The organism is Providencia sp. PROV252 (assembly GCF_033676005.1).
In the GTDB taxonomy this organism is placed as follows: Bacteria; Pseudomonadota; Gammaproteobacteria; order Enterobacterales; family Enterobacteriaceae; genus Providencia; species Providencia vermicola.
This window is the reverse complement of the sequence record NZ_CP096294.1, coordinates 3331717-3357120: the sequence shown is the minus strand read 5'-3', so window position 1 is coordinate 3357120 and position 25404 is coordinate 3331717. Positions and strand designations below refer to the sequence as shown.

The following is a 25404-nucleotide window of genomic DNA, read 5'->3' as shown; positions in this document are numbered from 1 at the left end:
CCCCAAATAGGGGGCAAATTGAATTAACTGTTTTTAGTAATGTTTTTAAACACACTTAGCAACGCAAATAAGCTGAATGAGCTAAACACCATTTCGATACCAATTAACGTGGTTAATAGCGTAATCGACGTTAATGGCCCATTGCCAACAAGCAAAAAGGCAATAAAGAAATCTAATAACCCGATAAGAATTTGCAGCCAACCGCTTGGGGATTTTATTTGTTGAAAACCCACATATAAGCGAATGACACCGCCGACAATAAATAGTGCGGCGACTAAAATCGCGAGGGCGATTAAGCTTTGTAGTGGGTCTTTAATAAAGGAATAGCCGACAATAATATAGATTAGCCCAATCACAAAACCAAATAAGCGCGACCATCCCGTATAAATTACCGTGCTAAGTATGCTAACAATGGCACCGACACCACCAATAATCAGTAAAACGCCTAATACCGTACTGACCGCAATGCCTGAAATCATTGGGTTAACAATACAAAAAATGCCGCCAGCCAACAGCAAAAAGGACAAAATTAATAAAAAAGTTCGCTGTTTTTTAAATTCCTCACCAGCGAGTTTGGCAAGTTTTTCACGATCAATATTAAGCATTTTGCGCTCCAAATATTAAGTAGCTAATTATTTAATAGTATAGACCTAGCCGACGAGAAAGGGCATCAAAGATCGTGCGATTTAAATAATAAAATCTTGGAAGGCAAATACTTAGCGTATTTTGATGATTGAAATAAGACGAGAAAGGATGAGATAGGCTCCCACCCTTCAGACTACTGACAAACCGATTAGGTTTGACTGCAGGTTGGATTGGTTTTGAAAATAGTCGAGGAAAATCAATTCATTGATTTTCGGCTGATAACACAAAGCAGGAAAAACCACGCTTTTATCCTGCTTTGTCAACAACCTCAAGGGTGAGAGAGGCCCCCACCCTTTTTTAAAGGTTATTTTTCAGGCTTAAAACGTAATAGACGGTTTGCGTTACTCACTACAGTGATAGAGGAGAGCGCCATTGCTGCTCCTGCAACTACTGGGTTAAGTAAAGTCCCTGTGAGTGGGTATAAAATACCAGCAGCAATTGGGATCCCCAGCGTGTTATATATAAAGGCACCAAATAGGTTTTGCTTCATATTGCGCAGCGTCCCTTTTGAGATAGAAACCGCATCAGCAACCCCGTGTAAGCTTTGACGCATCAAGGTGATAGATGCTGTTTCAATGGCGATATCACTACCGCCGCCCATCGCAATACCCACATCAGCACGGGCAAGTGCAGGGGCATCATTGATGCCATCACCGACCATCGCTACTTTATGACCTTTCGCTTGCAGGGCTTCAATTGCGGCTGATTTACCATCAGGCATGACGCCAGCAATCACTTCATCAATACCCGCTTCTTTAGCGATAGCATTGGCGGTGACTGGATTATCCCCTGTTAACATCACCAAACGGAAGCCTTGTTTATGTAAGCGAGCAAGAGCACTGATGCTGTCTTCACGCAATGGGTCACGAATAGATAACAACGCAGCGACTTTCCCTTCAACGGCCAACAGTACAGGGGTCACCCCTTGAGAGGCTTGCTGATGCAGAATACCGTCGACATCTGTGGTATCCACACTGCTTTGCGCTAACAGCTTTTGGTTACCTAACAAAATGGTTTTACCATCAATAATTGCGCTTACACCTAAGCCTGCTAATGTCCTAAATTGCTCATTAGCGGGTAAGGTTAAGCCTTTCGCTTTTGCTAAGACAGCACGCGCTAATGGGTGGTTTGAACCATTTTCCAACGATGCTGCGAGCTGCAATGCGCCGTCCTGATCAAAACCATTAAATACGTGGATGTCAGTAACTTGAGGCATACCTTCGGTTAATGTACCTGTTTTATCAAAGACGATAGTGTCCAGTTCGCTAGCTTGCTGAAGGGCATCCGCATCACGGACTAACACCCCGAACTCAGCTGCACGACCGACACCTGAAATTATCGACATCGGCGTTGCTAATCCTAAAGCACATGGACAGGCAATGATTAACACAGTTGTGGTGATAACCAAGGCATAAGTAATTTGTGGCGCAGGGCCAATAAAGTACCAGATAGCCCCCGAAATCAATGCAATAGCAACAACTACAGGGACAAACACTGCCGAAATTTTATCCGCCATTTGGCCAATTTGCGGTTTACTACTTTGTGCTTGACGAACAAGGTGAATAATTCGCGCTAATGTGGTTTGGCTTCCCACTGCCGCGGCGCGAAAGAGTACCGTACCATCTTGCACGACAGTACCTGCATGTACAGGGTCACCTTTACTTTTTTGTTGCGGGATAGGTTCACCTGTCAGCATCGCTTCGTCTAGCCAAACTTCCCCTTCGATGATTTCCCCATCGACAGGTACGCGGTCACCCGTCGCTAAGCGTAAGATCATGCCTTTTTTAACCTGCTCCAATGGCATGTCAACTTCGCCTTGCTCCGTCACAACACGTGCAGTTGGCGGTGTTAAATCTAACAACCTTTCAAGGGCTTTGGAGGAACGTTGGCGTGCCCGTTGCTCTAAAGCGTGGCCAAGGTTAATCAGACCGATGATCATCGCACTGGCTTCGTAATAAAGGTGGCGAGCTTGGTCAGGGAACCATTCAGGCCAAATATTAACGACGATAGAGTAGAGCCATGCAGCTCCTGTACCCAGTGCAACCAAGGTATCCATAGTGGCACTGCCATTTTTTAAACTTTGCCATGCACTGCGATAAAAATGCCCACCTGCGAATACCATTACTAGGAAGGTTAATACCCCAATGGTAAGCCATGTGGTGTGATTTTGCTCAGTCAGCACCATATTATCGCCCATCATTCCCCATACCATGACAGGGATACCAAGGGCTAAGGCTAAGGCTGATTGCCAACGGAAACGGCGCATATTGGCTTGAGCAACTTCTTGCTGGCGTTCACGGCGTTTGGCTTCATCTTGAATGATTTCAGCACCATAACCCGCTTTAACCACGGCATTAATCAGGTCATTGGGATCTGCAGTTCCTGTGACTAATGCGCTACGCTCGGCTAAATTAACGCGTGCGTTTTCCACACCGGGGACGCCGCTGAGTGCTTTTTGCACTTTATTCACACAGCTGGCACAGGTCATGCCATCAAGCAGTAACTGCACACTGTCATCCGTTGGGGGGATGTCAGGCTGTTCACCTAAATCTGACTCTTGTGCCGGAATGTCACAAATTGCCGCTGAATCAGCATCCGGCTGTTCAGTTTGGGTGGTCAGCGGCTCAGTTTTTGGGTGAGATTCACCTTCTGTAGCTTGGTAGCCAGCGGCTTCGACGGCAGCAATCAATGCCGAAACTGATGCAGAACCTTGTACAACCGCAGACGTTGTATCCACTTGTGCGCTTTCTACACCGTCAACAGCTTCGAGTGCTTGTTGGGTTTTCGCCGCACATTTCATGCAGCTTAATCCTGAAAGGGATAACGTCACCTCATTGGACTGCGGCAACTGGGCCTTAAAGCCTGCTTGTTCAACCGCAGCGATTAAGGTTTGTGCATCAGCAGAGCCATACACTTTTGCCTGAGTTGTGCTAACAACCGCAGCGGCAACACCTTCAACCTCTTCAAGGGCTTTTTGGGTTTTGCCTGCACATTTCATGCAATTTAAACCCGAAAGCTGCAATTCGACATCAGGTGTTGATGCAACTTCGGCTTCATAGCCAGCTTCAGTAATTGTGTTGATGATATCAGCAACATTGGTATCACTTTCTAATGTCGCATAATCGATAGTGACGTTTAAATTTATCACATCACCGCGAGCTTCTAATGCTTTAGTGACTGAGCCGACACAGTGCATGCAGCTTAGTCCCTGTAATTTTAGGATAGTTTTGTTACTCATTTTGCAGCCTCCGAACCCGTTCGATGAATTGGGTCTATAACTTTATCGACAATTAGGTCTATAATTCGACAATGAGCAAAGGTTACACCTTCCAGCAAGGTTAAGGTCAAGGGGTTATTATGAATATTAGTGAAATTGCCAAAAAAACAGGCCTAACTGCAAAAGCAATCCGTTTTTATGAAGATAAAGGGCTGATTACGCCACCTGAAAGAGGGGAGAATAGCTACCGCTATTACCAAGAACGGCATTTAAACGAATTGATATTGCTAAAACAAGCGAAGGATGTTGGCTTTACCTTGGATGAATGCGGTGAACTGCTTGGGCTGTTTCGTAATCCAACCAGACACAGTGCTGATGTGAAAAGCACGACCATTGCTAAGATAAATGAAATAGAGCAGACAATTTTTAAACTGTCTGCAATCCGCGATACATTACAGGAGCTGGTGGATGTGTGCCCAGGGGATGATGGCGCTAACTGCCCAATTATTGACCACCTGGCACGTGGCTGTTGCCATCACCAGAAGGTTTAACTTGCAATGTAATGCCATCAACGGCGATGACCACTACTTCAGTATTAGCAAGAAGTGGGACATCGCTGAAAACCCGCCAGCTGCCATCAGCAAGGCGAACACGGCTAAAGCCTTCTTCGGTATCCGTTAACAAACGCGCTTTAACCCCCACAAGCTGGTGGCTGATTTGATTGACATCGTCAGCTTTGCTTCTTTTACGGCCGCTTAACCATTTGCGCCATAACACGGCAGAAACAAGGGTAAAGACGGCAAATAAAATCCCTTGCCACTCCCAATTTAGGAAGGGTAAAGCCCAAGTCAATAAACCGACGGCGACAGCGGCAATCCCCGACCAAAGCAAATAGCCACCCATGCCGAGTAACTCAGCAATCAGCAATAGCCCACCGAGGCACAGCCAAAACCATGCGGGTTGAGCGCTGATAAGCTCTATCATTCTTTCGCCTTTTGTGTTGTTTTTTTGCTTTCGCTAATGAGTTCGGTAATACCGCCGATCGCGCCCATTAAATTGCTGGCTTCTAATGGCATCATAATCACTTTGCTATTTTGAGCCGAGCCAATACTGGTTAACGCATCTGTGTATTTCTGTGCCACGAAGTAGTTAATGGCTTGCATGTCCCCAGCGGCAATTGCTTCAGATACCATTTGGGTTGCTCTCGCTTCAGCTTCTGCAGCCCTTTCACGCGCTTCAGCTTGTAAGAAAGCAGATTGTCTTTCCCCTTCGGCTTTTAAAATTTGTGATTGTTTTTCACCTTCCGCTTTAAGGATTGCCGCTTGACGAATACCTTCCGCTTCTAAAATATCGGCACGTTTTGTTCGTTCCGCTTTCATCTGTGCATTCATCGCGCTGATAAGTTCTTTTGGTGGTTTCACATCACGAATTTCAATACGGGTGATTTTCACACCCCATGGGTTAGTTGCTTCATCCACCACATGCAATAAGCGGGAGTTGATCGAATCTCGTTGAGACAGCATTTCATCAAGTTCCATAGACCCTAACACGGTACGAATATTGGTCATTGTCAGATTAAGCACGGACAGTTCTAAATTACTGACTTCATAAGCAGCACGAACAGGGTCAACCACTTGAATAAAGCACACGGCATCAATAGTGACGTTGGCGTTATCCCGTGAAATAACTTCTTGTGATGGGATATCAAGGACTTGTTCCATCATATTGATACGACGGCCGATTTTGTCCATAAATGGCACAATGATATGCAGCCCAGGTTGTAATGTACGGGTGTAACGCCCAAAACGTTCAACTGTCCATTGAAAACCCTGCGGTACTGTTTTAACGCAGGTGAAAACAATAACGATGGCTACAAAAATAATAATCGGAATGGCACCAAAGGCGAACAAGTCCATATCTAACCCTTAATTAATAAAGTAATGAATACATTTGGCGGCGATATTTACTCGCAATCGCATCGCCAGTACCCATGGCGGACATAATATCCATCATGGTTTTTTTCACAGCACCGTCACCCGCACCTAAATCTTTACGTAAGAAGCTAAATAACATTTCAAGGGCTTCTTCATTACGGTTCACTTCATGTAATTTTAGTGCTAATTGAACGGCTAACGTGGTATTTTGCGGATCTTGATTAAATTCGTCCTGTAATTGTTGAATTTCAGGGGTATCCGCTGCTTGTTTTAACAACTCAATTTGTGCAATCAGCCCTTGATAACGACTGTCTTTGTCTTGTAATGGCACCACATCTAAGGTGGTTTGTGCATCATCGACGAGTTTTAGGTTAATTTGCGTTTCTGCCAATAACAGCGTGATATCGCTATTTTTCGGGTTTAGTTGATGAGCTTCTTTCAGCAGAGGCAATGCTTCTTGTGTTTTACCTTCCGCTATTAATTCAGCCGCTTGTGCCGCTTTCAACTCTTCAGGGCTTGGTAGAACACGAGATAAAATCTCTAACACGACCTCTTCCGGTTGCGGCCCTTCAAAGCCATCAACGGGTCGGCCATTTTGCAGGACATATACCGTTGGGATGGCTTTTAAGCCAAACTGGCTGGCAATCATTTGTTCTTCGTCACAGTTAACTTTAGCTAAGATATATAAACCTGCGTAGTCGTTGGCAATTTTTTCCAACATTGAGCCAAACTCTTGGCAATGAGGGCTACGAGGTGACCAAAAGTAAAACATGACGGGTAAGTTCATTGATTGTTCAATGACTTGATGAAGATTAGTTTCGTTAATATCAATAATTTGTGCGTTATTCGCAAACATAGGGTATCTCTTTTGAATGAGTTAGCATTAATAGTAGAGTGGGGCTTAATTTGCTTTTTTCAAGCCTTTTTTCCCTGATTTGCCAGTATTCTATCCATCAGTTTGTCAGGTAAAACACGTTTAAGCACTCGGACTGCCACTGTTAAAAGCGTGACAGAATAACGCACGCGTGGGCGTGGGCTTTCTAACGCATGGATAAGCTTTTCCACCACATGCTCTGGGGTTAAGGTAAAGCGCGAGGCGATCCCTGGGTTTTTAACAGGTTTATCTTTTTGAGTTTGTTCAACATTTTGAGTGAATGCCGTGTGAATTGGCCCTGGTTCAATCAAAATCACGAAAACACCACTGCCTTTTAGCTCTAACCGTAAGGCATCTGACCAACCTTCCAAGGCATATTTGCTCGCTGCATAAGCACCACGACCAGGGGTAGAGATAATGCCCATCACCGAACTGGTTTGCACAATGCGCCCTTCATGGTGTGCTAGCATGGCGGGTAGCAGTTGGAAGGTCAATTGGTGCACGCCGAAAAAGTTTGTGGAAAACTGGGCTTCGAGTTGTTCCCGACTAACACTGTTCAATGGCCCATAAACCCCAAAACCCGCATTGTTGAATAATCCGAAAAGTCGGTGATTACAGAGTGTTAACACCTCTTTTGCCGCTGTATCTATGCTATTCTTATCATCAAGGTCGAGAGCAACTGTATCAAAGCCAAGGTCTCTTAAGCGGAAGATATCGCTCTCTTTGCGACAGGCGACAATCACATGGTAGCCCCGTTGGCGCAGAGTTTGGGCAGCACAAAAGCCTATACCGCTTGATGCTCCAGTGATCAGAACCGATTTTTCGTTTCGTGCGGATGTTTGCATAACTTTACCTTCATTTCATGCAACTGAATTTATTTCGCGTATAAAGAGCCCTTTATCGCGTTTGTTTACCGTCTATTTTACTTGTTTGAGGGTAAAATATGTGCGGAAAGTTGTTTTTCCATAAAGTCAGCAATGGATGACTGTGCTTCAACCGTCGGGTGAATCCCATCTTGTTGTATCCACTCAGGCTTAGTGATAACGGTTTCCATGTAAAAAGGCAGTAACGGAATTTGATTGCTATCCGCCAGTTTCGGGTACACTTTTTCAAAGCTTGTTGTATAACGTTTTCCATAATTTGGTGGAATACGAATTTGCATTAAGAGCGGTTTTGCACCCGATTGCACGATTTGGTCGATTATTTGCTGTAAATTAGTTTCCAGTTGTTCGACAGGTAAGCCTTGCAGACCATCGTTAGCACCTAACTCGATCAGCACCCAGCTCGGTTTATTTTGTTCCAATAAGGTAGAAAGGCGTTCCAGCCCTTGTGCTGATGTATTGCCACTAATGCTGCCATTGACCACCTCAATAGGCGGAGACAGTTTCTGCCAGCGGTTGGCAAGCAAAGAGGCCCACGCCTGCTCAGCGGGTAAACGGTAGCCTGCACTTAGGCTATCACCTAAGATCAATAGCTTAGTTGACGCAAGGGCGTGTCCACTTGCAGTCAGTAACAGGAGAAAAACCAATATATGTCGGCGAATAATATTCTTGAAGTTCATCATCTCATTAAACGTGTTGGTCAAGGTGAACATGAACTGACTATATTGCAAGGTGTTGAGCTAATTGTCGAGTCTGGTCAAACAATTGCTTTAATTGGCGAGTCAGGATCGGGGAAATCAACTCTGCTTGGGATCATTGCGGGCTTAGATGACGGCACGTGTGGCTCGGTCAATTTATTGGGGCAAGACCTGACCCGCATGGATGAAGAGGAACGAGCTCGTTTGCGCGCGCAAAGCGTGGGGTTTGTGTTCCAATCGTTTATGTTAATCCCTACATTAAATGCGATTGAAAACGTGCAGCTACCTTCCTTGTTGCGTGGAGAGCCAGAGTCATCTAGCCACCAACATGCCGCTGAATTACTGACTGATTTAGGCTTGAAAGATCGCATGAAGCATATGCCGCCACAACTTTCTGGTGGCGAACAACAGCGTGTGGCACTGGCACGCGCATTTAACGGTCGTCCACAAATTTTATTTGCCGATGAGCCGACAGGTAACCTTGATAGACAGACTGGGGATAAAATCGCGGACTTGCTGTTTGCCATGAACAAAGAACATGGTACTACGCTGATTTTAGTTACACACGATAACGAACTCGCTGCACGTTGTCAGCGTCGCTTACGCTTGGTTGATGGACAACTGAGGGAAGAAGCATGATTTGGCGTTGGTTTTGGCGTGAATGGAAAACGCCGTCATTATTGATTGTCTGGTTAGCACTCACTCTCGCCGTTGCCTGTGTTTTAGCGTTAGGGCGCATTAGTGATCGTATCGAAAACAGCATGAGCTACCAAAGCCGTGAGCTACTTGCAGGGGATCTGGTTCTGCGTTCCTCACACCCGAGCGAGCCCGCTTGGTTGCAAGAGGCACAAAAAGACGGGTTAAAACTGAGCCAGCAAATATCATTTTCGACGATGGCCTATGCAACGGAAGATGAAGATGCACGCCCACAGCTGGTGTTAGTCAAAGCCGCCGACAAGGCTTATCCGCTGTATGGCGAGTTAGTTACAGAACCTGAGGGGTTAGTACCAACCCAAGGGGAGGTGTTAGTGGCACCTCGCTTATTAGAGTTATTGAACCTGAATATTGGCGATAATATTGATATCGGCGATGCGACGTTAAAGGTTTCGGGGAAATTACTCCAAGAGCCCGATAGTGGCTTCAATCCATTCCAAATTGCCCCTCGAGTATTAATTGCGATTGAAGATGCACCGTTAACGGGGGCGATTCAGTTAGGTAGCCGTTTAACCTATCGCGATATGTTCGCGGGTGATAGCCAAGTTATCGATGCATTTAAGCAAAAGTTTGATAAAGAACTGCGCAATGACCAGCGATGGTATACCTTAAGTGAAGACAATGGCGCGGTGGGGAAAACTTTCCAACGTGCTCAGCAATTTTTGTTGTTATCCGTATTATTAACCTTATTACTGGCGATTGCAGCTGTTGTGGTTTCTATGACCCACTATTGCCGTAGCCGCCACCAGCTTATTGCGGTTCTAAAAACACTTGGGGCTGGGCGCAGTGCGCTGCGTAAATGGATCATTGGCCAGTGGTTGGTCATTTTAGTGGCAGCGGCGTTATTAGGTTCGTTATTAGGGCTAGCCTTTGAAGGCATTTTGATGCAAATTCTAGGCGCAATGCTGCCAAAAGAATTGCCTCCTGCTAGCCTAATGCCGTGGGTCTGGGCGATAGGGACATTGTTTATCATTGCCATTATTGTAGGCAGCCGTCCTTATTACCAATTGATGGCGACCCAACCTTCTCGGGTGTTACGTGAAGATGCAAAATCCCCAGTATGGCCGCTGCATTATTATCTCCCTGTGGTTATATTAATTGTCGTGGGCGGGTTATTTATTTTTGCGGGAGTAAACCCCCTGTTATGGTCGATTCTTGCAGGGATTGTTGTCGTGGCGATTCTATTGGCCTTAATTGGTTGGGTCGGGCTTTGGGGGCTGCGCCATATTAAATTTCGCCAGCTGAGTTTACGCCTTTCGGTCAGCCGCTTGTTGCGCCAACCGTTGCAAACTATCACCCAAATGAGCGCCTTTTCGCTCTCGTTTATGTTACTGGCATTATTAATTTTAGTTCGGGGTGATTTACTTGACCGCTGGCAGCAGCAATTGCCAGCAGATAGCCCGAACTATTTCTTGATTAACATGAACCAATCACAGCTTAAACCTGTGACTGAGTTACTGGCACAGTATCAAGTGAAGCCAACGGAATTCAATCCTGTGGTTTTAGCGCGTTTAACCGATATTAATGACCAGTCAGCGATTGAATGGGCCGATAAACGTGACCCAAATAATAATACGGTACGGCGTGAATTAAGCTTAACGTGGCAATCTCAATTGGCCCCTGCGAATATCGTGAATGAAGGCACGTGGCCGCCGAAAGCGGGGGAGGTTTCCATTGAACAAACCGTGGTGAAAGAGCTAGGGTTAAAACTGGGGGATAAACTGACATTTAACGCAGGAGCTCAAGTTTTTACGGCGACGGTAAGCAGCATCCGCACTGTGGATTGGGAAAGTTTACGACCGAATTTTTATTTTATTTTTTCGGAAGAAAGCTTGTCGAAAATGCCAGCAACATGGCTGAGTAGTTTCCATTATGAGGGGGACGGCCAGTTATTGACGCAACTTAGCCGCCATTACCCAACCATAAATGTGCTGGATACAGGGGCGATCATTACACAGATTCAGCAAATCCTTCAGCAAGTCAGCCAAGCTCTTGAAGTGATGGTCGTCTTAGTGATTTTCTGTGGCTTGCTGTTATTGTTGGCACAGATTCAAGTGGGAATGAGCCAACGTGAGCGCGAACTGGTGGTCTATCGCACCTTAGGTGCGAGCAGAAAGCTGATGCGCAGAACATTATGGAGCGAGTTTGCATTACTTGGCTTAATGGCAGGCCTTGCTGCGGCCTTTGGTGCTGAAATTGCCTTGTGGTTATTGCAAAGTAAAGTGTTTGATTTTCCATGGCAACCTGAATGGCGTATGTGGCTATTATTACCACTGTGCGCAGCTATTTTGTTGTCGATTTGTGGGGGATGGCTAGGTCTTCGCTTATTAGGAACAGGCAGCCAGCACCGTCGATTACCCAATGGATGATTAATTTATAGGGAATAATTGGGCGTGAAATTATTTACGCCCAATTAAAATAACTGTCTTGAATCCTTCACAAAATCGTCATTTACTCAGGTTATGATTCCGCCGTCGATTATTGATAGCCTTAAAATGGAAACATAACCATGCAGCATAAAAATTCAATTACACACCCAATTAAACAGACGTTGGGTTCATTTTCTTTACTGGCAAGTTTGATTTCATTTAGCTTCTCAGGGTTTGCTCAACAAGAAGTGCCTGCCACATTAATGGGGCATTCCATTCTTTCCGTTGATTCCACCGTTTCAGCGCCACAAAATGCGCCTGCAGACCTTCAAGTGAGCGGAAAATTCACCACTGGCACACGCGTTGACACTCTCGGCAAAGTCGAAGGAAAATCCGCTGATCGTCCAACGGGGAAACACATTCCAATCAAAGGGCAGCCATTGCAAGGCCATTCAGGAATTAAACGGATGGGGGATGGCACCTATTGGGTGTTAACGGATAATGGGTTTGGTAATAAAGTGAATTCACCAGACTCTATGCTGTATGTGACGCAATACGATATTGATTTTAAATCAGGCAAAACAACACCACTCAAAACGGTTTTTTTCCATGACCCCGACAGAATCATTCCTTTTCACATTATTAATGAGAGCACAAAGGAACGTTACTTAACGGGCAGCGACTTCGACCCAGAAAGCTTTCAGTTTGCTAATGGTGCATTATGGGTAGGGGATGAATTTGGCCCATATCTGATAAAAATGGATTTGGATGGCAAAGTGTTAGCCTTGTTTGAAACGCAGGTCGATGGCAAAAAAGTGGTTTCTCCAGACCATTATCAAATCACCACACCAGGAAAACCAACAGATAAAGTCACCTTCCAAGTGAATCGCTCAAAAGGGTTTGAAGGTATGGCTTCCTCACCAGACGGTTCAAAACTGTACCCAATGCTTGAAGGGGCAATTTGGGTTGATGAAAAACAAGATTATGAAAATGTGGATGGTAAACGCGCTGCACGCATTCTTGAGTTCGATGTAAAAAAACAAGATTGGACAGGCAGAAGCTGGTTGTATGTGTTCGAAGATAACCAAAATGCTATCGGCGATTTTAATTTAATCGATGACACTCATGGCCTAATCATCGAGCGTGATAATGGCGAGGGGACATCGGATAAAGCCTGTGCTGCAGGCAGTACGAACACGGAAAATTGCTTTAGTAATTTAGCGAAATTTAAGCGTGTATACCGTATTGAGTTTTCAGATAAAAACGTCGGTGAAGCGGTTGATAAGCAGGCGTACATTGATTTAATGAATATTAAAGACCCAAATAGTCAAGCAAGAAAACCCTTAAATGATGGGGTATTTACCTTCCCATTCTTTACGATTGAGAATGTGGATGTGGTCGACGGTGAACATATCATTGTCGGGAATGACAATAACTACCCGTTCTCATCAAGTCGTGAGCCAAATCAAGCCGATGATAATGAATTTATTCTGTTGAAAGTCCCTGAATTGTTAAAGCCTTGATTGAATTTGTGCCACCTCATTCCAGTTTGTCGTGGCACAATGTGAAACGCATGTTTTGATCCAATATCTGGTCTTAAGCTTATTTTCCCTTTGGTTTCAATCTTTCCCGAGTTAATACTCGGGTTTTTTATTTGTGATTGAGGGCTGGGAGAATTAAATAATTATAGTTTAAGAACGATTTTTAGATACTATAAATAAAATAGGAATGATAACGATATTATATTTTTATTTAACCCACTTATTTAAACTTAGGTCATATATTCTATCTGCTGAGTTTATCATTTCAGGTCTATGCGCTACAAAAATACGTGTTATTTTTAACTCAGCTATAGCATTAGTTATATTTTTTTCATTAATAACATCTAGGTCGCTAGTAGCTTCATCAAGTAATAGAATTTGAGGTTCACGATAAAGGGCTCTTGCAATTGAAATTCTTTGCTTTTGACCTCCAGATAATGTATTTCCAATGTCGCCAATCATTGTGTCATACCCCCTAGGGAAAGTATTAATATCATCGTCAATAGAGGCCAGTTTTGCACATTTTACCATTTTTTCATGGTCAATGATTTCATTAAAACTGCTAATGTTTTTAGATATTGAACCCGCTAATAATTTATCATCTTGTATTACAAAAGAAATGTGATCTCTAATCGTTATTTCTATAGCAGAAGGAGCGTATATTATCTTGCCTTTTGCTAATACTCTTTTGGAACAATTGGAAAATAATATAAATACTATGATGGCTAAAGTTGAAAGTACACATAAAAATACTATCGGTAATATAGATGATGGAAATGCGCTATATCTCCCTATTAATGTTTTTTCTTTGTACAATATAGACTCATTCCTAAATATAGATTTATTTTTTCCATGAAATCAACTCTGTATATAGATAACTTTTTTGGCTAGATCTATCAGTATTATTTTGTTTTTCATAAATGACATTCCAAGTAGTCCATCAAACCCTATATTTTTAGGCGTAGGGGATTCTATTGCTATAGCATATTCATTCTGTATATTACCTTTAATATCTTTTATTAAGATATTTTGTACATTGCAATCAGAGCTCAAAGCTTCAGAGGAAATTTTATTGCAGCCTAGGTATTTGTTTTTAGTTTGAAGCTTATTGGAAAATACAATGGAATGTGAGGCTGCAGTATCAATAATAAAATCCAATGGTTTTTTGTGAGCATATACAGTTAGTTTTAATCCTGAGTCGGTTTGTTCTATTGGATAGGATGGCCAATTTTTAGCATATTCTGGTGTGTCTATTAAAATTATTAATTTGTTTTTTTTAAAATCTAGAATGATTTTTTTTTCATAAAAAATACCGAGGCCGACAACTTCTGTTTCAATGATTTTTTCTCCTATGTTAAGTCCCCATGGCTGTAGTTCAACAATTTTAACATTATTAAAAATTAAATTTGAAATAGAAAGTTTATCAATAGTCCATGATGTTACACTGTTTTTATTTCCTAATATATCCATATATCTATATGGGGTTTTATTTTTTACATTTAAATTTTTATTGCTAAGTATCTTGTTTATATTATCCATTTTTAAATGGAAGCCTTCACTGCTTCCCGTATCAAGCATTAATGATAGTTTTTCATTCTCTATTTCTAAATTAACGATAGGAATTCCAATTTCATTATAATTTAAAGTCCCTAATTGACTACCTTCACATGGAAATGATAAGTTAGTGAGTAATAAAATTGAAAGTAAAACCTTAATCATGATTTAATTCCTAAATTATCCATAATTAATTCTTCGGGTACCCCAGATTCTAATAAATGCGATGCGGCTCGACTTAATATTTTTTTTATTGAAGGGTAAAATACTGATTTTCTATTAAAGCTATCAGCTTTAGAATATCGTTGTATATGCCTACCACCAGAACATGTTTTCTTCCAAATACAATTAGCACAATCAGAAGGTAGTTGACTATTAATTTTCATATACTTTTTCATTTTCTATGAGCTTAATGTTTCTCTAAATTTTATTTTTTTATATTTCCAATAACAGAAAAAATATCGTCGTTTGTTCCTCGAAGAGTATCATCTATATAAACATCGCCTTCTGAACTAATAGTTAAAGTAATTATATCATTACTAGCTTTGTTCACTCCCATTGTTGGTGTGAAATCAGATTTTAACATGGATTGAATGTTCGTATGAAAATAACGAATGTAAATATCACTATTTGAATCTAAAAAAAATTCATCTATAGCAGAACAATAAAAATCTGATAAACCTGTTGGGTCAATGCATGTATCATGAGTCTCATCAGGTATGAGGAAATCAAATTTAGTGCATTTTAATTCATCCACAAAATGCCTATATATATCTTTTCCGCTAACATTAGGATTAGCCACACATAAAATTCCAGGTTGATCTTTAAGCTTTCCTTCTTTCCAAGCATTTTGGAGTAATTTAAAGCCTTTTATAGTATTATCGTAAGTGCTACGACCTTTTGTATCTAACCTATATTTATCATTTATATGCTTAGGGCCATCAATGGACACACCTATACTTATACTATATTTGGAAAATATATCTATCCAATCAGGGTCTATTAGAATAGCATTAGTTTGGCAAGCTAAATATAACTTAGTATTATTATAGTTCCCTGAAATTAATTCTTGACAGGCTGCTATAAATTTTTTTTTGCCCATCATTAATGGTTCACCACCATGAAAATCAACTTGAATTGATTCAATATAATATTCTGTAGTTGCTTGCTCAAAAAAATTAACTAAGTGGCTAATAATTTCGCTAGAAATAATTGGCTTGGAATTTATTGCGGCTTCATTTCCAAGGTTAAATACATAGCAATATGTACAGTTAATATTACATCTTTCACTGACTTTTAAGATGACTTCTAGATGCTTTATTTTATCCATAGTCTTTCCTTAATCTACACGGTAGGGAGAGCCCTACCGTTGATTAGTTATATTTGTTTGTCCCAACGTGCAAAAACGTTAACCCAACCACCTGATACACTTTCTAGCATAGACTTTATTAATACTTCACGAGAGCTTCTTTCATTAGGTGCCAATTTTACACTGGCATTATTTTCTTTGATCTCTTTACTTAACTTAGACATGATTTTATCCAATTATCGAGGCATCGAATTGATGTTTTTTGAATCTAATGCAAAACACAGATTATGTGTAATTAAAGTTTTATTAAAATGTGCTTCGTTTTTATTTATTAATGTTTCATCACAATGAAATATTAATAAATAACTCTAACAGGTAAGGTTTTATATGATTAGTTTTAATATTAATTAAGTATTTTTTACTATGTTATTATATTATTTATAACGAGAGTGGTTGAATAATGAATAATGAATAATGAATAATGAATAATGAATAATGAATAATGAATAATGAATAATGAATAATGAATAATGAATAATGAATAATGAATAATGAATAATGAATAATGAATAATGAATAATGAATAATGAATAATGAATAATGAATAATGAATAATTGATTTTTTAGAATATTAATAGGTACATTTCGTCTGTAAAGCTGTTAATAAATAGCTATATACTGACCTAATGAATATCAAAGACCCGAATAATATGGCAAGAAAGCCCTTAAATAATGGGGTATTTACCTTCCCATTCTTTACGATTGAGAATGTGGATGTGGTCGACGGTGAACATATCATTGTCGGGAATGACAATAACTACCCGTTCTCATCAAGCCGTGAGCCAAATCAAGCCGATGATAATGAATTTATTCTGTTGAAAGTCCCTGAATTGTTAAAGACTTGATTGAATTTGTGCCACCTCATTCCAGTTTGTCGTGGCACAATGTGAAACGCATGTTTTGATCCAATATCTGGTCTTCTGATTATTTTTCCCTTGGTTTCAATCTTTCCCGAGCCTGTGCTCGGGATTTTTTATTTGGTATGGAGTGCGGGTGGTTTCATCATTAATGTTAAGCCGAGGATAACCACCACAGGGGCGGCAATGACTAAAAATGCAGGGGTGAAGCTACCTGTGTAGTCCTTGATCCCACCTGCGATAAATGGCGCTAAACAGGCGATAGTTGAAATCAAGTTAACCACAGAAAATAGCTCCAAATAGGGGCCACGACCAAAGTAGTTTGATAACAAAACACTTGATGCTAAGAACGTCATGCCGTAACCAATTCCTACGCACAAAACAAATAAAATTAACCAGAACCAAGAGCTTGCGATACTGAGGAAGATAACACCAAGCACCATGATAATTAAGCTGCCAATCAGCAGTTTTTTTGGCTCCAACCATTCTCCAGCTGCGCCGCCAATAAATCGTGAAAATGCATTAACAAAAGCCATTGTACTAAGTAATGAAACTGCAACGGTCATACCAAAACCACGTTCTTCGATATGGGCAACAGCAAAACTGTTAACGGTAATACCACACCATAGAAAAGAGGTATAGGTCGCTGCAATTAAATAGAACTGCCATGTGCGCAGTGCGCGTCCAACTGTCCACACTTCAGCTGTACGATAAATGGGTTTACTTGCATCACTGACTTGTTTTTGCATCACTTTCTTGGCATGTTCTTGCTCTTGTTTGCCTTCACGTAACATAAAGATAGTGATTAACGTGATGATGCTGAGGTAAATCGCACACAAAACCCAGTGCATGCGCCATGAGCCCAATTGGTTTGAAGCATAGAAATAAATCCATGGCCCTGCAACTCCGCCGAGCCCACCAATGGTGAAATACAAGCCAAAAGCGAGGGACTGTTTTTCAAATAATCGGGAAAGCACGTAAGTGCCAGGCACCGTGGCTAATAAGGTAAAACCGATACCAATCAAGGCTGTACCTAAGAAATATGTACTGATGGTGTTGGTGGAATACAGGCTATAAAACCCAGCGACAAAGACTAAGGTACCCAGCAGTAATGTGGCTCGCACGCCAACTTTACGGATCAGCAAAGAGGGTAAGAAACTGGCAAGTCCACAGGTCAAGCCCAATAAGGTAAAGCCAAAACCCGCTTCACTCCAGCTCCATTTTAGCTCGCTGATCATTTCTGGCAATACAACGCCTAAAGAGGTGAAAGTCGTGGCTGTGGCTAAAAAATAAACTAACCCTAATAGAATTAAAATACACCACTGATAAAACGGACTAAAATGCTGCGAGGACATAGTAACTCCAGTCATGCCGCACACCTTTAGTCAGGAGAATTATCATCTGGATGACGGCGAAAATAGCAAAATGCCCGAAAACAAGTTCGGGCATCGATTAAGGCTATTTTCCCTATTTATTGGTGAGAGTACCAGTCTAATTTTTCATTTGCCCACTCAATGCCACTTTTATACTCATTTGGTAAGAGTGGAATAAGTGCACTGAGCGTTTCGGTTAGCTGATTACAGTCACTGTGGGAGAGGTTTAAATGGCCAACTTTACGGGCTGGACGCACCTCTTTTTCATACCAATGCAAGTGAACTAGTGGCAAATTGAGCCAATCGATATTCACATCAGTGCCGATTAAGTTCACCATTACCGCAGGGCTGTATACTTCAGGGGATGGCATTGGTAGATTCAATATGGCACGCAAATGTAACTCAAATTGGCTGATTGATGCACCGTTTTGGGTCCAATGTCCGCTGTTATGTACGCGAGGGGCAATTTCGTTGATCAGCAGTTTATCGCCCACAACAAAGCATTCCATCGCCATCACACCAATATAGCCGAGCTCATCCATTACAGCGCTTAACATCGCTTGCGCTTGATCTTGCTGAGGATTGGTGGATTTCGGAAAAGCGACACTGGTGCGCAGGATACCTTCTTGGTGTAGATTGTGGGTGATAGGGTAAAAAACTGACTCCCCAGCAGCATTACGAGCACCAATCACCGAGACTTCAGCATCAAAAGGGATGCCTTGCTCTACAATGCACTCACCGTAAACTTCAGCGGGTAAACTGAGTTCGTCACCTGGGCGTACACGCCATTGGCCGCGCCCGTCATAGCCGCCTGTTCGGCGTTTGACTATCAGAAAATCACCCAGTGAGTCAAACAATTCAGGCCATTGCTCAGGGGATTCGAGCAGTACCCAAGGGGCGGTTGACAAATGTAAGCTATCAAACAGGCTTTTTTGTGGGAAGCGGTCAGCTAAACGCGGGAAAATATCGCGGTTAATAAAGGCATTGTGCCTAGCTAACTCTTTAGTCAAAGGCGTTTCAGGCCAACGCTCGATTTCAGCGGTGATCACGCTTTGTTGATAAGGAACTGCTTCAGGCTCTGCATCCAATCCGACAGGGAAAACGGCGATACCTAATGGTTCGCCAGCTTGGCGCAGCATGCGACCCAGTTGACCGTTGCCCAGTACGCAAACGGGTTTCATTACGCATCCCTCGGGTCTGGGTTATTGAGTACGTCGTTAGTTTGTATTTCACGCCAAGTGGATAAGCGATTAAAAACAGCGGTATCTGCAATGGCTAATACTTGCGCTGCTAACAGCGCGGCATTTGCTGCACCAGCTTTGCCAATGGCAAGCGTACCCACTGGGATGCCTTTTGGCATCTGAACGATGGAATATAAGCTATCAACACCACTGAGTGCCGCGCTTTGTACAGGAACACCAAAAACAGGCACTAAGGTTTTGGCCGCTATCATACCTGGTAGGTGGGCTGCACCACCTGCACCTGCAATGATCACATCAAAACCATTTTCTTTGGCGGTTTCGGCAAACGAAAACAGTTTATCGGGTGTACGGTGTGCAGAAACAATTTCGACGTGAAAAGGAATTTGGAGTTCGGTTAATACATCAGCAGCGTGCTGCATGGTCGTCCAATCACTTTTCGAACCCATAACAATGGCGATTTTTGCCGCAGATTGAGCAGAAGCTTGGGCAGTCATTTGGTGCTTTCCTGTATTGAAAAAAACGTCACCCGAAGGTGGAGAATTGAATTGAGTCGATCATATCATGACAAAGCAGCAAGGAAAACGTTTGCGTGATTAATAAGTAAGCAAACAGTCGCGTTTACGAGCAAGAACTTTCATGGGTATTATTCAAAGGGAAAGAAAATCAGTTCAATACCGTGTTCATTAATCACAAAGGCTGAGCCTTCATGATGCCATGCACCTAATACACCTCGGAAATGTAGTCTGCCATCAATATTGATTTCATGAATGGCTGGGCGGTGGGTATGGCCATGAATCATCCACTGCGCTTGGTGTCTTTGTAGCGCATTAACAACCGTTTGTGGATTAACATCCATGATAGACTCGGTTTTCATGCTACTGGCGTACTGGCTATTTTTACGCATTTTCTGTGCTATTCGGCGGCGAATAAACAGAGGGAGCGTGAGAAAAATACGTTGTATCCAAGGCGTGTGAACTTTTTTACGGTAGTTTTGATAAGCCATATCATCAGTGCATAAGGTATCACCGTGTAGAATTAAAATGCGCTTATCATAAATATCGAGAACAGTTTCTTGGGGTAAAATCGTCATTCCACACTGCTTGGCATAGCGTTTACCAATTAAAAAATCACGGTTGCCATGTATAAAGTAACAAGGAATACCTTTGGCTGTGAGTTGTTTTAGCTCGTTCGCAACGCGCTGATGAAGCGGGTTATCATCATCATCGCCCACCCAATAATTGAAAAAATCACCGAGGATATACAGGCTATCGGCGTGGATGGCTCGTTGTTGAATAAAATTGATAAAACCGGCGGTGATCGCCGGTTCATCTTCACTCAAATGCAGATCTGCAATGATGTAAGTAGACATAGAGACAGGATTACTCGCTGACAGTCACTTTTTCGATCACCACATCTTCACGAGGAACGTCTTGGTGGAAACCGCTACGGCCAGTTGAAACGCCTTTGATTTTATCAACCACGTCCATACCTTCAACAACTTCAGCAAATACGCAGTAACCCCAACCATCTGGGCGCTCTGAACGGAAGTTTAAGAAGTCATTATCAACGACGTTGATAAAGAATTGTGCAGTGGCAGAGTGTGGGTCGTTAGTACGAGCCATTGCTAGTGTGCCACGGGTATTTTTTACACCGTTGTTTGCTTCGTTTTTAATAGGCGCTTTCGTGTTTTTTTGTTCCATGCCCGGCTCAAAACCACCGCCTTGGATCATGAAGCCGTTAATAACACGGTGGAAAATGGTATTATTGTAGAAACCTTCACGGCAGTAAGTTAAAAAGTTTTCGACTGTGACTGGCGCTTTATCGTCAAATGTTTTGATAACAATGTCGCCGTGATTGGTATGAAATGTAACCATAATAGCTATCCTGAATAATTGTTTTTTGTGCGCTATCTTGCGAAAGCGTTGAGATCTGCACGTTTATATCACAGATAAAACCTGACTTGAAGCGACAGTGCGTTTTGCAGGTGGTTTATAGCATAATAGGTGTGTATTAAATGCCTGTTGAATTCAACAATAAAAGGCAGGGTAAACCCTTGCATTCTTAAGGTGATCGGGGTTCAATAACATGGTATTTTACCGATAGAAATCGATAATCATTTTTCACTTACATGGAAAAGTCCAGATGCTACAAATTTTTAATACACTAAGTCGTCAAAAAGAAGAGTTTAAGCCCATCCACGCAGGAAAGATTGGGATGTATGTGTGTGGCATCACTATCTACGACTTGTGTCATATCGGCCATGGCCGGACATTTGTGGCATTTGATGCAATTAGCCGCTATTTGCGCTATTTGGGCTATGATTTGAATTATGTCCGTAACGTCACGGATATTGATGACAAAATCATTAAACGTGCCGCGGAAAATAAGGAAAGTGTTGAAGAACTCACCACTCGCATGTTAGCGGAAATGCACAAAGATTTCGATGCGTTGAATATTCTTCGCCCTGATAGCGAGCCACGTGCAACGCGGCATATCAGCGAAATTATTGAGCTGACTGAAAGCTTAATTGAACGTGGTCATGCTTACGTGGCAGATAACGGCGATGTGATGTTCGAAGTGAAAACTGACCCAAATTACGGCTTGCTATCTCGCCAAGATTTAGAACAACTTCAAGCGGGTGCGCGTGTTGAAGTGGCGGATGTTAAACGCAATCCAATGGACTTCGTGCTTTGGAAAATGTCCAAAGAAGGTGAGCCAAGCTGGGAGTCACCTTGGGGTTTAGGTCGTCCAGGCTGGCACATTGAATGTTCGGCGATGAACAGCAAAACATTGGGTAATCATTTTGATATTCATGGCGGCGGCTCAGATTTAATGTTCCCGCATCATGAAAATGAGATTGCTCAATCCACTTGTGCGCATGATGGCCCGTATGTGAACTATTGGATGCACTCAGGCATGGTCATGGTAGACAGAGAGAAAATGTCGAAGTCTCTCAATAACTTCTTCACCATTCGTGATGTGCTTGAGTATTACGATGCCGAAACCGTGCGTTATTTCCTGCTTTCAGGCCATTATCGTAGCCAACTGAATTATACGGAAGAAAACCTGAAGCAAGCGCGCACCGCGTTAGAGCGTATGTACACTGCATTACGTGGCACAGAAAAATCTGCAAAACCAGCGGGCGGAGAAGCCTTTAAAGCCCGTTTCGTTGAAGCCATGAACGATGATTTTAATACACCAGAAGCCTATTCTGTGCTATTTGACATGGTACGTGAAATCAATCGTTTGAAAGCGGAAGATATGGCCGCTGCTAATGGGATGGCTGCAGAACTGCGTGAACTAGCAGGCGTGCTCGGTTTACTAGAACAAGATCCAGAAAACTTCCTAAAAGGCGGCGCTCAAGGTGAAGATGATGCGGAAGTCGCAAAAATCGAAGCGTTAATTCAACAGCGATTAGATGCACGTCAAAATAAAGATTGGGCACAAGCCGATGCTGCGCGTGATGAGCTGACAGCGATGGGGATTGTGCTGGAGGATTCATCTGCGGGGACAACGTGGCGCCGTAAATAAACACCTACGCGTCATATTTCGCGCTGTGGCGGTGTTGCCATCACTTGGCTACTTGGGTCACATACTAGTGTATGCTCCCCAAGCTATCCGCGTTCGGCGCCTAGCCACAACACGAACTATTTAGCGTATTGAGCGCGTTAAAAAGTTAGAGTTTGATAAAATTAAACGGCTAGATATTGATTGATACAATATCTGGCCGTTTTTCTATTTGATATGAACATTATTTCGCGCTGTGGCGGTGTTGCCATCACTTGGCTACTTGGGTCACATACTAGTGTATGCTCCCCAAGCTATCCGCGTTCGGCGCCTAGCCACAACACGAACTATTTAGCGTATTGAGCGCGTTAAAAAGTTAGAGTTTGATAAAATTAAACGGCTAGGTATTGATTGATACAATATCTGGCTGTTTTTCTATTTGATATGAACATTATTTCGCGTTGTGGCGGTGTTGCCATCACTTGGCTACTTGGGTCACATACTAGTGTATGCTCCCCAAGCTATCCGCGTTCGGCGCCTAGCCACAACACGAACTATTTAGCGTATTGAGCGTGTTAAAAAGTTAGAGTTTGATAAAATTAAACGGCTAGGTATTGATTGATACAATTCTGGCCGTTTTTCTATTTAGTGGCTAAATTTGCAAGAAATAATTATTTTTTTCATCAAATAATAAGTTCAATTAATGAACAACAGCAGCCATCAAAGTACGCACAATACGGTGGCACTATTATTTGAAATAAGGGGAATAATTATGCCATCACCAATCAGCACCTCAGTTAGAAGTTTATGGTCTCCAACATCGATTAAAAAAAGTGTTATCAACTTTTTACAAAAACTAGTAGGGATTAAAAGGCAACCAGCGAATATCCCCACTGCAACTTGGTATATTTCAAGTAAGATACCCTCTGAGAGTACTATAGCGTCTAGTAATACAAGCCAAGTTCCGATAAAAAACGATCAAAAGGTCGTTGTCGCAGAGATTGAATCAAGCAAGCCCAAAGCGCCACCCGTTGAACAATTTCTCAATGAAATTAGACAAAATAAACCCCAAGTGGTTGTTGTTTGGTCATCAGCGCAGCAGCAAGAAAAACAAGGAAAAACACTATTTTCTGAGGGGGTTAAAGAGCAACAGTTTGGTGATTTGAAAACACGTTCATTTAAAACTGCAGTGACGAAGTGCATTGGGAACTTGAATCTGGATTGTTATAACCTAACAATTACCCATAATAATCAACAATATTCAGTACCAGCCATGTATGTAACGAATTGGTCTGAAGAAATTAAATTGCAGCCAAATGAAAAAGCAGGGCTGACTAACCGTATGTTTGAATTAATGGATCTGCGGAGTACCTTGAGTTCATACCCAAATAGAAACAATTACCAAAATCAGTCAGATAAAGTGGCTGGTGGTATCTCACAGTTTGCTTTTGGGGAAAGGGTGCCGAAGGATTTATTTGATAGTATTCGAGTTGATAATAAACTAGGTCAATCAAGGGGATAAGCTTGATTGAAAGATGGGTAAATAGGCTAGCCTATTTACCCAAAATCTTACTCAGCGATTTTGACTTTTTCGTCGCCCATGGAGACAACTTTACCTGCCAAAATTTTACAGCGTTTACGGGTTTCTACCACACCGTCAACCTGTACTAAACCTTCAGCGATCATGGCTTTAGCCATTGCGCCGCTTTCTGCCCAGCCTTGAATTTTTAGCAAATCACACAGTTCAACGTGTGGGTGCCCTTCAAGATTGAAAATTTCCATTAATTACTCCAAAATACATTAAATATCGTGATACTCTTCACACGCTTGCAGCGTGTTTTGAATCAGTGTTGCGACAGTCATTGGGCCTACACCACCTGGAACAGGGGTGATCCACGCAGCACGTTTTGATGCTTCATCAAAGTCCACATCGCCTGTCACTTTGCCATTTTCTAAGCGGTTAATACCCACATCAACGACAATTGCACCAGGTTTAATCCATTCTCCAGGAATAAAATTAGGTTTACCGACAGCGACAACCAGCAAGTCCGCATTGCGTACATGCTGTTCTAAGTCTTTAGTAAATCGATGGGTAACAGTTGTTGTACAGCCCGCTAATAATAATTCAAGGCTCATTGGGCGTCCGACAATATTTGATGCACCAATAATGACGGCATTGAGGCCATAAGTATTGATGTCATAGCGTTCAAGCAGTGTGACAATCCCACGTGGTGTACAAGGGCGCAAACGAGGCGCACGTTGGCACAACCGGCCTACATTATAAGGGTGGAAGCCATCAACGTCTTTATCTGGATGAATACGTTCAATCACTTTAACATTATCAATACCAGCAGGTAAGGGTAACTGGACTAAAATACCATCAATTTCAACATCTTGATTTAAATCGTCAATCAGTTTCAGAAGTTCAGCTTCTGTGGTGGTGTCGGGTAAATCATAAGAGCGTGAAATAAAGCCTACTTCTTCACAAGCACGGCGTTTACTGCCGACGTAAATTTGGGAAGCAGGGTTCGCACCAACTAAAATGACGGCGAGACCTGGAGCACGTTTTCCTTGTTCTAAACGTAACTGTACTTTTTGGGCAACTTCCTGCCTAATTGTCTGCGCAATCGTTTTCCCATCAATAATTTTTGCTAACATCTGTAACTTAA

25 protein-coding genes and 1 pseudogene are annotated in these 25404 nt (G+C 42.3%); 7 read left to right on the top strand and 19 right to left on the bottom strand.

The genetic code is table 11. The annotated features are described in order from the left end of the window. Positions 1-23 precede the first annotated feature (23 nt). Entirely contained in the window at positions 24-605 is a 582-nt protein-coding gene (locus M1F05_RS15595; RefSeq protein WP_206082913.1) for an HdeD family acid-resistance protein, read from the bottom strand. Between the two features lie 344 nt (positions 606-949). After that, entirely contained in the window at positions 950-3883 is a 2934-nt protein-coding gene (gene copA / locus M1F05_RS15590; RefSeq protein ID WP_206082912.1) for a copper-exporting P-type ATPase CopA, read from the bottom strand. A 119-nt stretch (positions 3884-4002) separates the two neighbouring features. Between copA and cueR the strand changes: the two genes are divergently transcribed. Beyond that, positions 4003-4413, top strand: a complete 411-nt coding sequence (gene cueR / locus M1F05_RS15585; RefSeq protein ID WP_206082911.1) for a Cu(I)-responsive transcriptional regulator — start codon at positions 4003-4005, stop codon at positions 4411-4413. On the opposite strand, the gene M1F05_RS15580 is transcribed toward cueR, so the two are convergent. From M1F05_RS15580 to tesA, 5 genes are all read right to left on the bottom strand, one after another. Next, positions 4367-4846 (bottom strand): NfeD family protein, encoded by a 480-nt coding sequence (locus M1F05_RS15580; RefSeq protein ID WP_206082910.1) that lies wholly within the window; start codon positions 4844-4846, stop codon positions 4367-4369. The genes cueR and M1F05_RS15580 overlap by 47 nt on opposite strands. After that, entirely contained in the window at positions 4843-5778 is a 936-nt protein-coding gene (locus M1F05_RS15575) for an SPFH domain-containing protein (protein ID WP_206082909.1), read from the bottom strand. The genes M1F05_RS15580 and M1F05_RS15575 overlap by 4 nt, the downstream gene beginning before the upstream one ends. Positions 5779-5791: 13 nt before the next feature. Further along, complete coding sequence (locus M1F05_RS15570; protein WP_206082908.1) at positions 5792-6652, bottom strand: co-chaperone YbbN; 861 nt, start codon at positions 6650-6652, stop codon at positions 5792-5794. Positions 6653-6711: 59 nt separating this feature from the next. Beyond that, positions 6712-7515, bottom strand: a complete 804-nt coding sequence (locus M1F05_RS15565; RefSeq protein WP_206082907.1) for an SDR family oxidoreductase — start codon at positions 7513-7515, stop codon at positions 6712-6714. Between the two features lie 77 nt (positions 7516-7592). After that, entirely contained in the window at positions 7593-8234 is a 642-nt protein-coding gene (tesA, locus tag M1F05_RS15560; protein WP_206082906.1) for a multifunctional acyl-CoA thioesterase I/protease I/lysophospholipase L1, read from the bottom strand. Between tesA and ybbA the strand changes: the two genes are divergently transcribed. The 3 genes from ybbA to M1F05_RS15545 all read left to right on the top strand — a co-directional run bounded on the left by ybbA (position 8202) and on the right by M1F05_RS15545 (position 12855). Further along, positions 8202-8888 (top strand): putative ABC transporter ATP-binding protein YbbA, encoded by a 687-nt coding sequence (gene ybbA, locus M1F05_RS15555; RefSeq protein WP_206082905.1) that lies wholly within the window; start codon positions 8202-8204, stop codon positions 8886-8888. The two genes, tesA and ybbA, sit on opposite strands and share 33 nt — an antisense overlap. Next, positions 8885-11332 carry a putative ABC transporter permease subunit YbbP gene (ybbP, locus tag M1F05_RS15550; RefSeq protein ID WP_206082904.1) on the top strand — a complete coding sequence of 816 codons (2448 nt, stop codon included), beginning with the start codon at positions 8885-8887 and terminating at the stop codon, positions 11330-11332. Before ybbA ends, ybbP begins: the two co-directional genes overlap by 4 nt. Positions 11333-11472: 140 nt before the next feature. After that, the gene (locus tag M1F05_RS15545) at positions 11473-12855 is read left to right on the top strand and encodes an esterase-like activity of phytase family protein (protein ID WP_206082903.1); all 1383 of its coding nucleotides are present in this window, start codon (positions 11473-11475) and stop codon (positions 12853-12855) included. Between the two features lie 225 nt (positions 12856-13080). Here M1F05_RS15545 and M1F05_RS15540 read toward each other — a convergent pair whose 3' ends face one another. Genes M1F05_RS15540 through xyeA form a run of 5 tightly spaced genes read right to left on the bottom strand, consistent with a single transcriptional unit; the run spans position 13081 to position 15960 of the window. After that, entirely contained in the window at positions 13081-13689 is a 609-nt protein-coding gene (locus M1F05_RS15540; RefSeq protein ID WP_241016787.1) for an ATP-binding cassette domain-containing protein, read from the bottom strand. A gap of 42 nt (positions 13690-13731) precedes the next feature. Further along, a complete protein-coding gene (locus tag M1F05_RS15535; RefSeq protein WP_206082902.1) occupies positions 13732-14592 on the bottom strand; it encodes a hypothetical protein in 861 nt (286 codons plus the stop codon). Further along, entirely contained in the window at positions 14589-14813 is a 225-nt protein-coding gene (locus M1F05_RS15530; protein WP_206082901.1) for a hypothetical protein, read from the bottom strand. Before M1F05_RS15530 ends, M1F05_RS15535 begins: the two co-directional genes overlap by 4 nt. 41 nt (positions 14814-14854) lie before the next feature. Then, a complete protein-coding gene (locus M1F05_RS15525; RefSeq protein ID WP_206082900.1) occupies positions 14855-15757 on the bottom strand; it encodes a radical SAM protein in 903 nt (300 codons plus the stop codon). Between the two features lie 47 nt (positions 15758-15804). Further along, a complete protein-coding gene (gene xyeA / locus M1F05_RS15520) occupies positions 15805-15960 on the bottom strand; it encodes a XyeA family cyclophane-containing RiPP triceptide (RefSeq protein WP_206082899.1) in 156 nt (51 codons plus the stop codon). Positions 15961-16410: 450 nt separating this feature from the next. On the opposite strand from xyeA, the pseudogene M1F05_RS15515 reads away from it, so the two are divergent. Next, positions 16411-16641: pseudogene (locus tag M1F05_RS15515) on the top strand (glycerophosphodiester phosphodiesterase); the annotation flags it as partial. A gap of 128 nt (positions 16642-16769) precedes the next feature. Here M1F05_RS15515 and M1F05_RS15510 read toward each other — a convergent pair. The 5 genes from M1F05_RS15510 to ppiB form a co-directional block, all read right to left on the bottom strand. Next, positions 16770-18008, bottom strand: coding sequence for a CynX/NimT family MFS transporter (locus tag M1F05_RS15510; RefSeq protein ID WP_206083035.1), 1239 nt, complete (start codon positions 18006-18008; stop codon positions 16770-16772). Between the two features lie 116 nt (positions 18009-18124). Continuing rightward, complete coding sequence (purK, locus tag M1F05_RS15505) at positions 18125-19207, bottom strand: 5-(carboxyamino)imidazole ribonucleotide synthase (RefSeq protein ID WP_206082898.1); 1083 nt, start codon at positions 19205-19207, stop codon at positions 18125-18127. Then, positions 19207-19722: a 5-(carboxyamino)imidazole ribonucleotide mutase gene (gene purE, locus M1F05_RS15500; protein WP_206082897.1), complete on the bottom strand. Its 516-nt coding sequence runs from the start codon at positions 19720-19722 to the stop codon at positions 19207-19209. The genes purK and purE overlap by 1 nt, the downstream gene beginning before the upstream one ends. A 149-nt stretch (positions 19723-19871) precedes the next feature. After that, positions 19872-20597, bottom strand: coding sequence for a UDP-2,3-diacylglucosamine diphosphatase (lpxH, locus tag M1F05_RS15495; RefSeq protein WP_206082896.1), 726 nt, complete (start codon positions 20595-20597; stop codon positions 19872-19874). Between the two features lie 10 nt (positions 20598-20607). Next, entirely contained in the window at positions 20608-21102 is a 495-nt protein-coding gene (ppiB, locus tag M1F05_RS15490; protein ID WP_047756161.1) for a peptidylprolyl isomerase B, read from the bottom strand. Between the two features lie 268 nt (positions 21103-21370). Here ppiB and cysS point away from each other — a divergent pair, with 268 nt between their 5' ends. Next, complete coding sequence (cysS, locus tag M1F05_RS15485) at positions 21371-22759, top strand: cysteine--tRNA ligase (protein WP_206082895.1); 1389 nt, start codon at positions 21371-21373, stop codon at positions 22757-22759. A gap of 748 nt (positions 22760-23507) precedes the next feature. After that, positions 23508-24257 (top strand): hypothetical protein, encoded by a 750-nt coding sequence (locus M1F05_RS15480; protein ID WP_206082894.1) that lies wholly within the window; start codon positions 23508-23510, stop codon positions 24255-24257. Between the two features lie 47 nt (positions 24258-24304). Here the strand turns inward: M1F05_RS15480 and ybcJ are convergent, their stop codons facing one another. Together ybcJ and folD are read right to left on the bottom strand one after the other, a co-directional pair. Beyond that, positions 24305-24517 carry a ribosome-associated protein YbcJ gene (gene ybcJ, locus M1F05_RS15475; RefSeq protein WP_206082893.1) on the bottom strand — a complete coding sequence of 71 codons (213 nt, stop codon included), beginning with the start codon at positions 24515-24517 and terminating at the stop codon, positions 24305-24307. Positions 24518-24535: 18 nt separating this feature from the next. Then, a complete protein-coding gene (gene folD, locus M1F05_RS15470) occupies positions 24536-25393 on the bottom strand; it encodes a bifunctional methylenetetrahydrofolate dehydrogenase/methenyltetrahydrofolate cyclohydrolase FolD (RefSeq protein WP_206082892.1) in 858 nt (285 codons plus the stop codon). Positions 25394-25404: the final 11 nt, after the last annotated feature.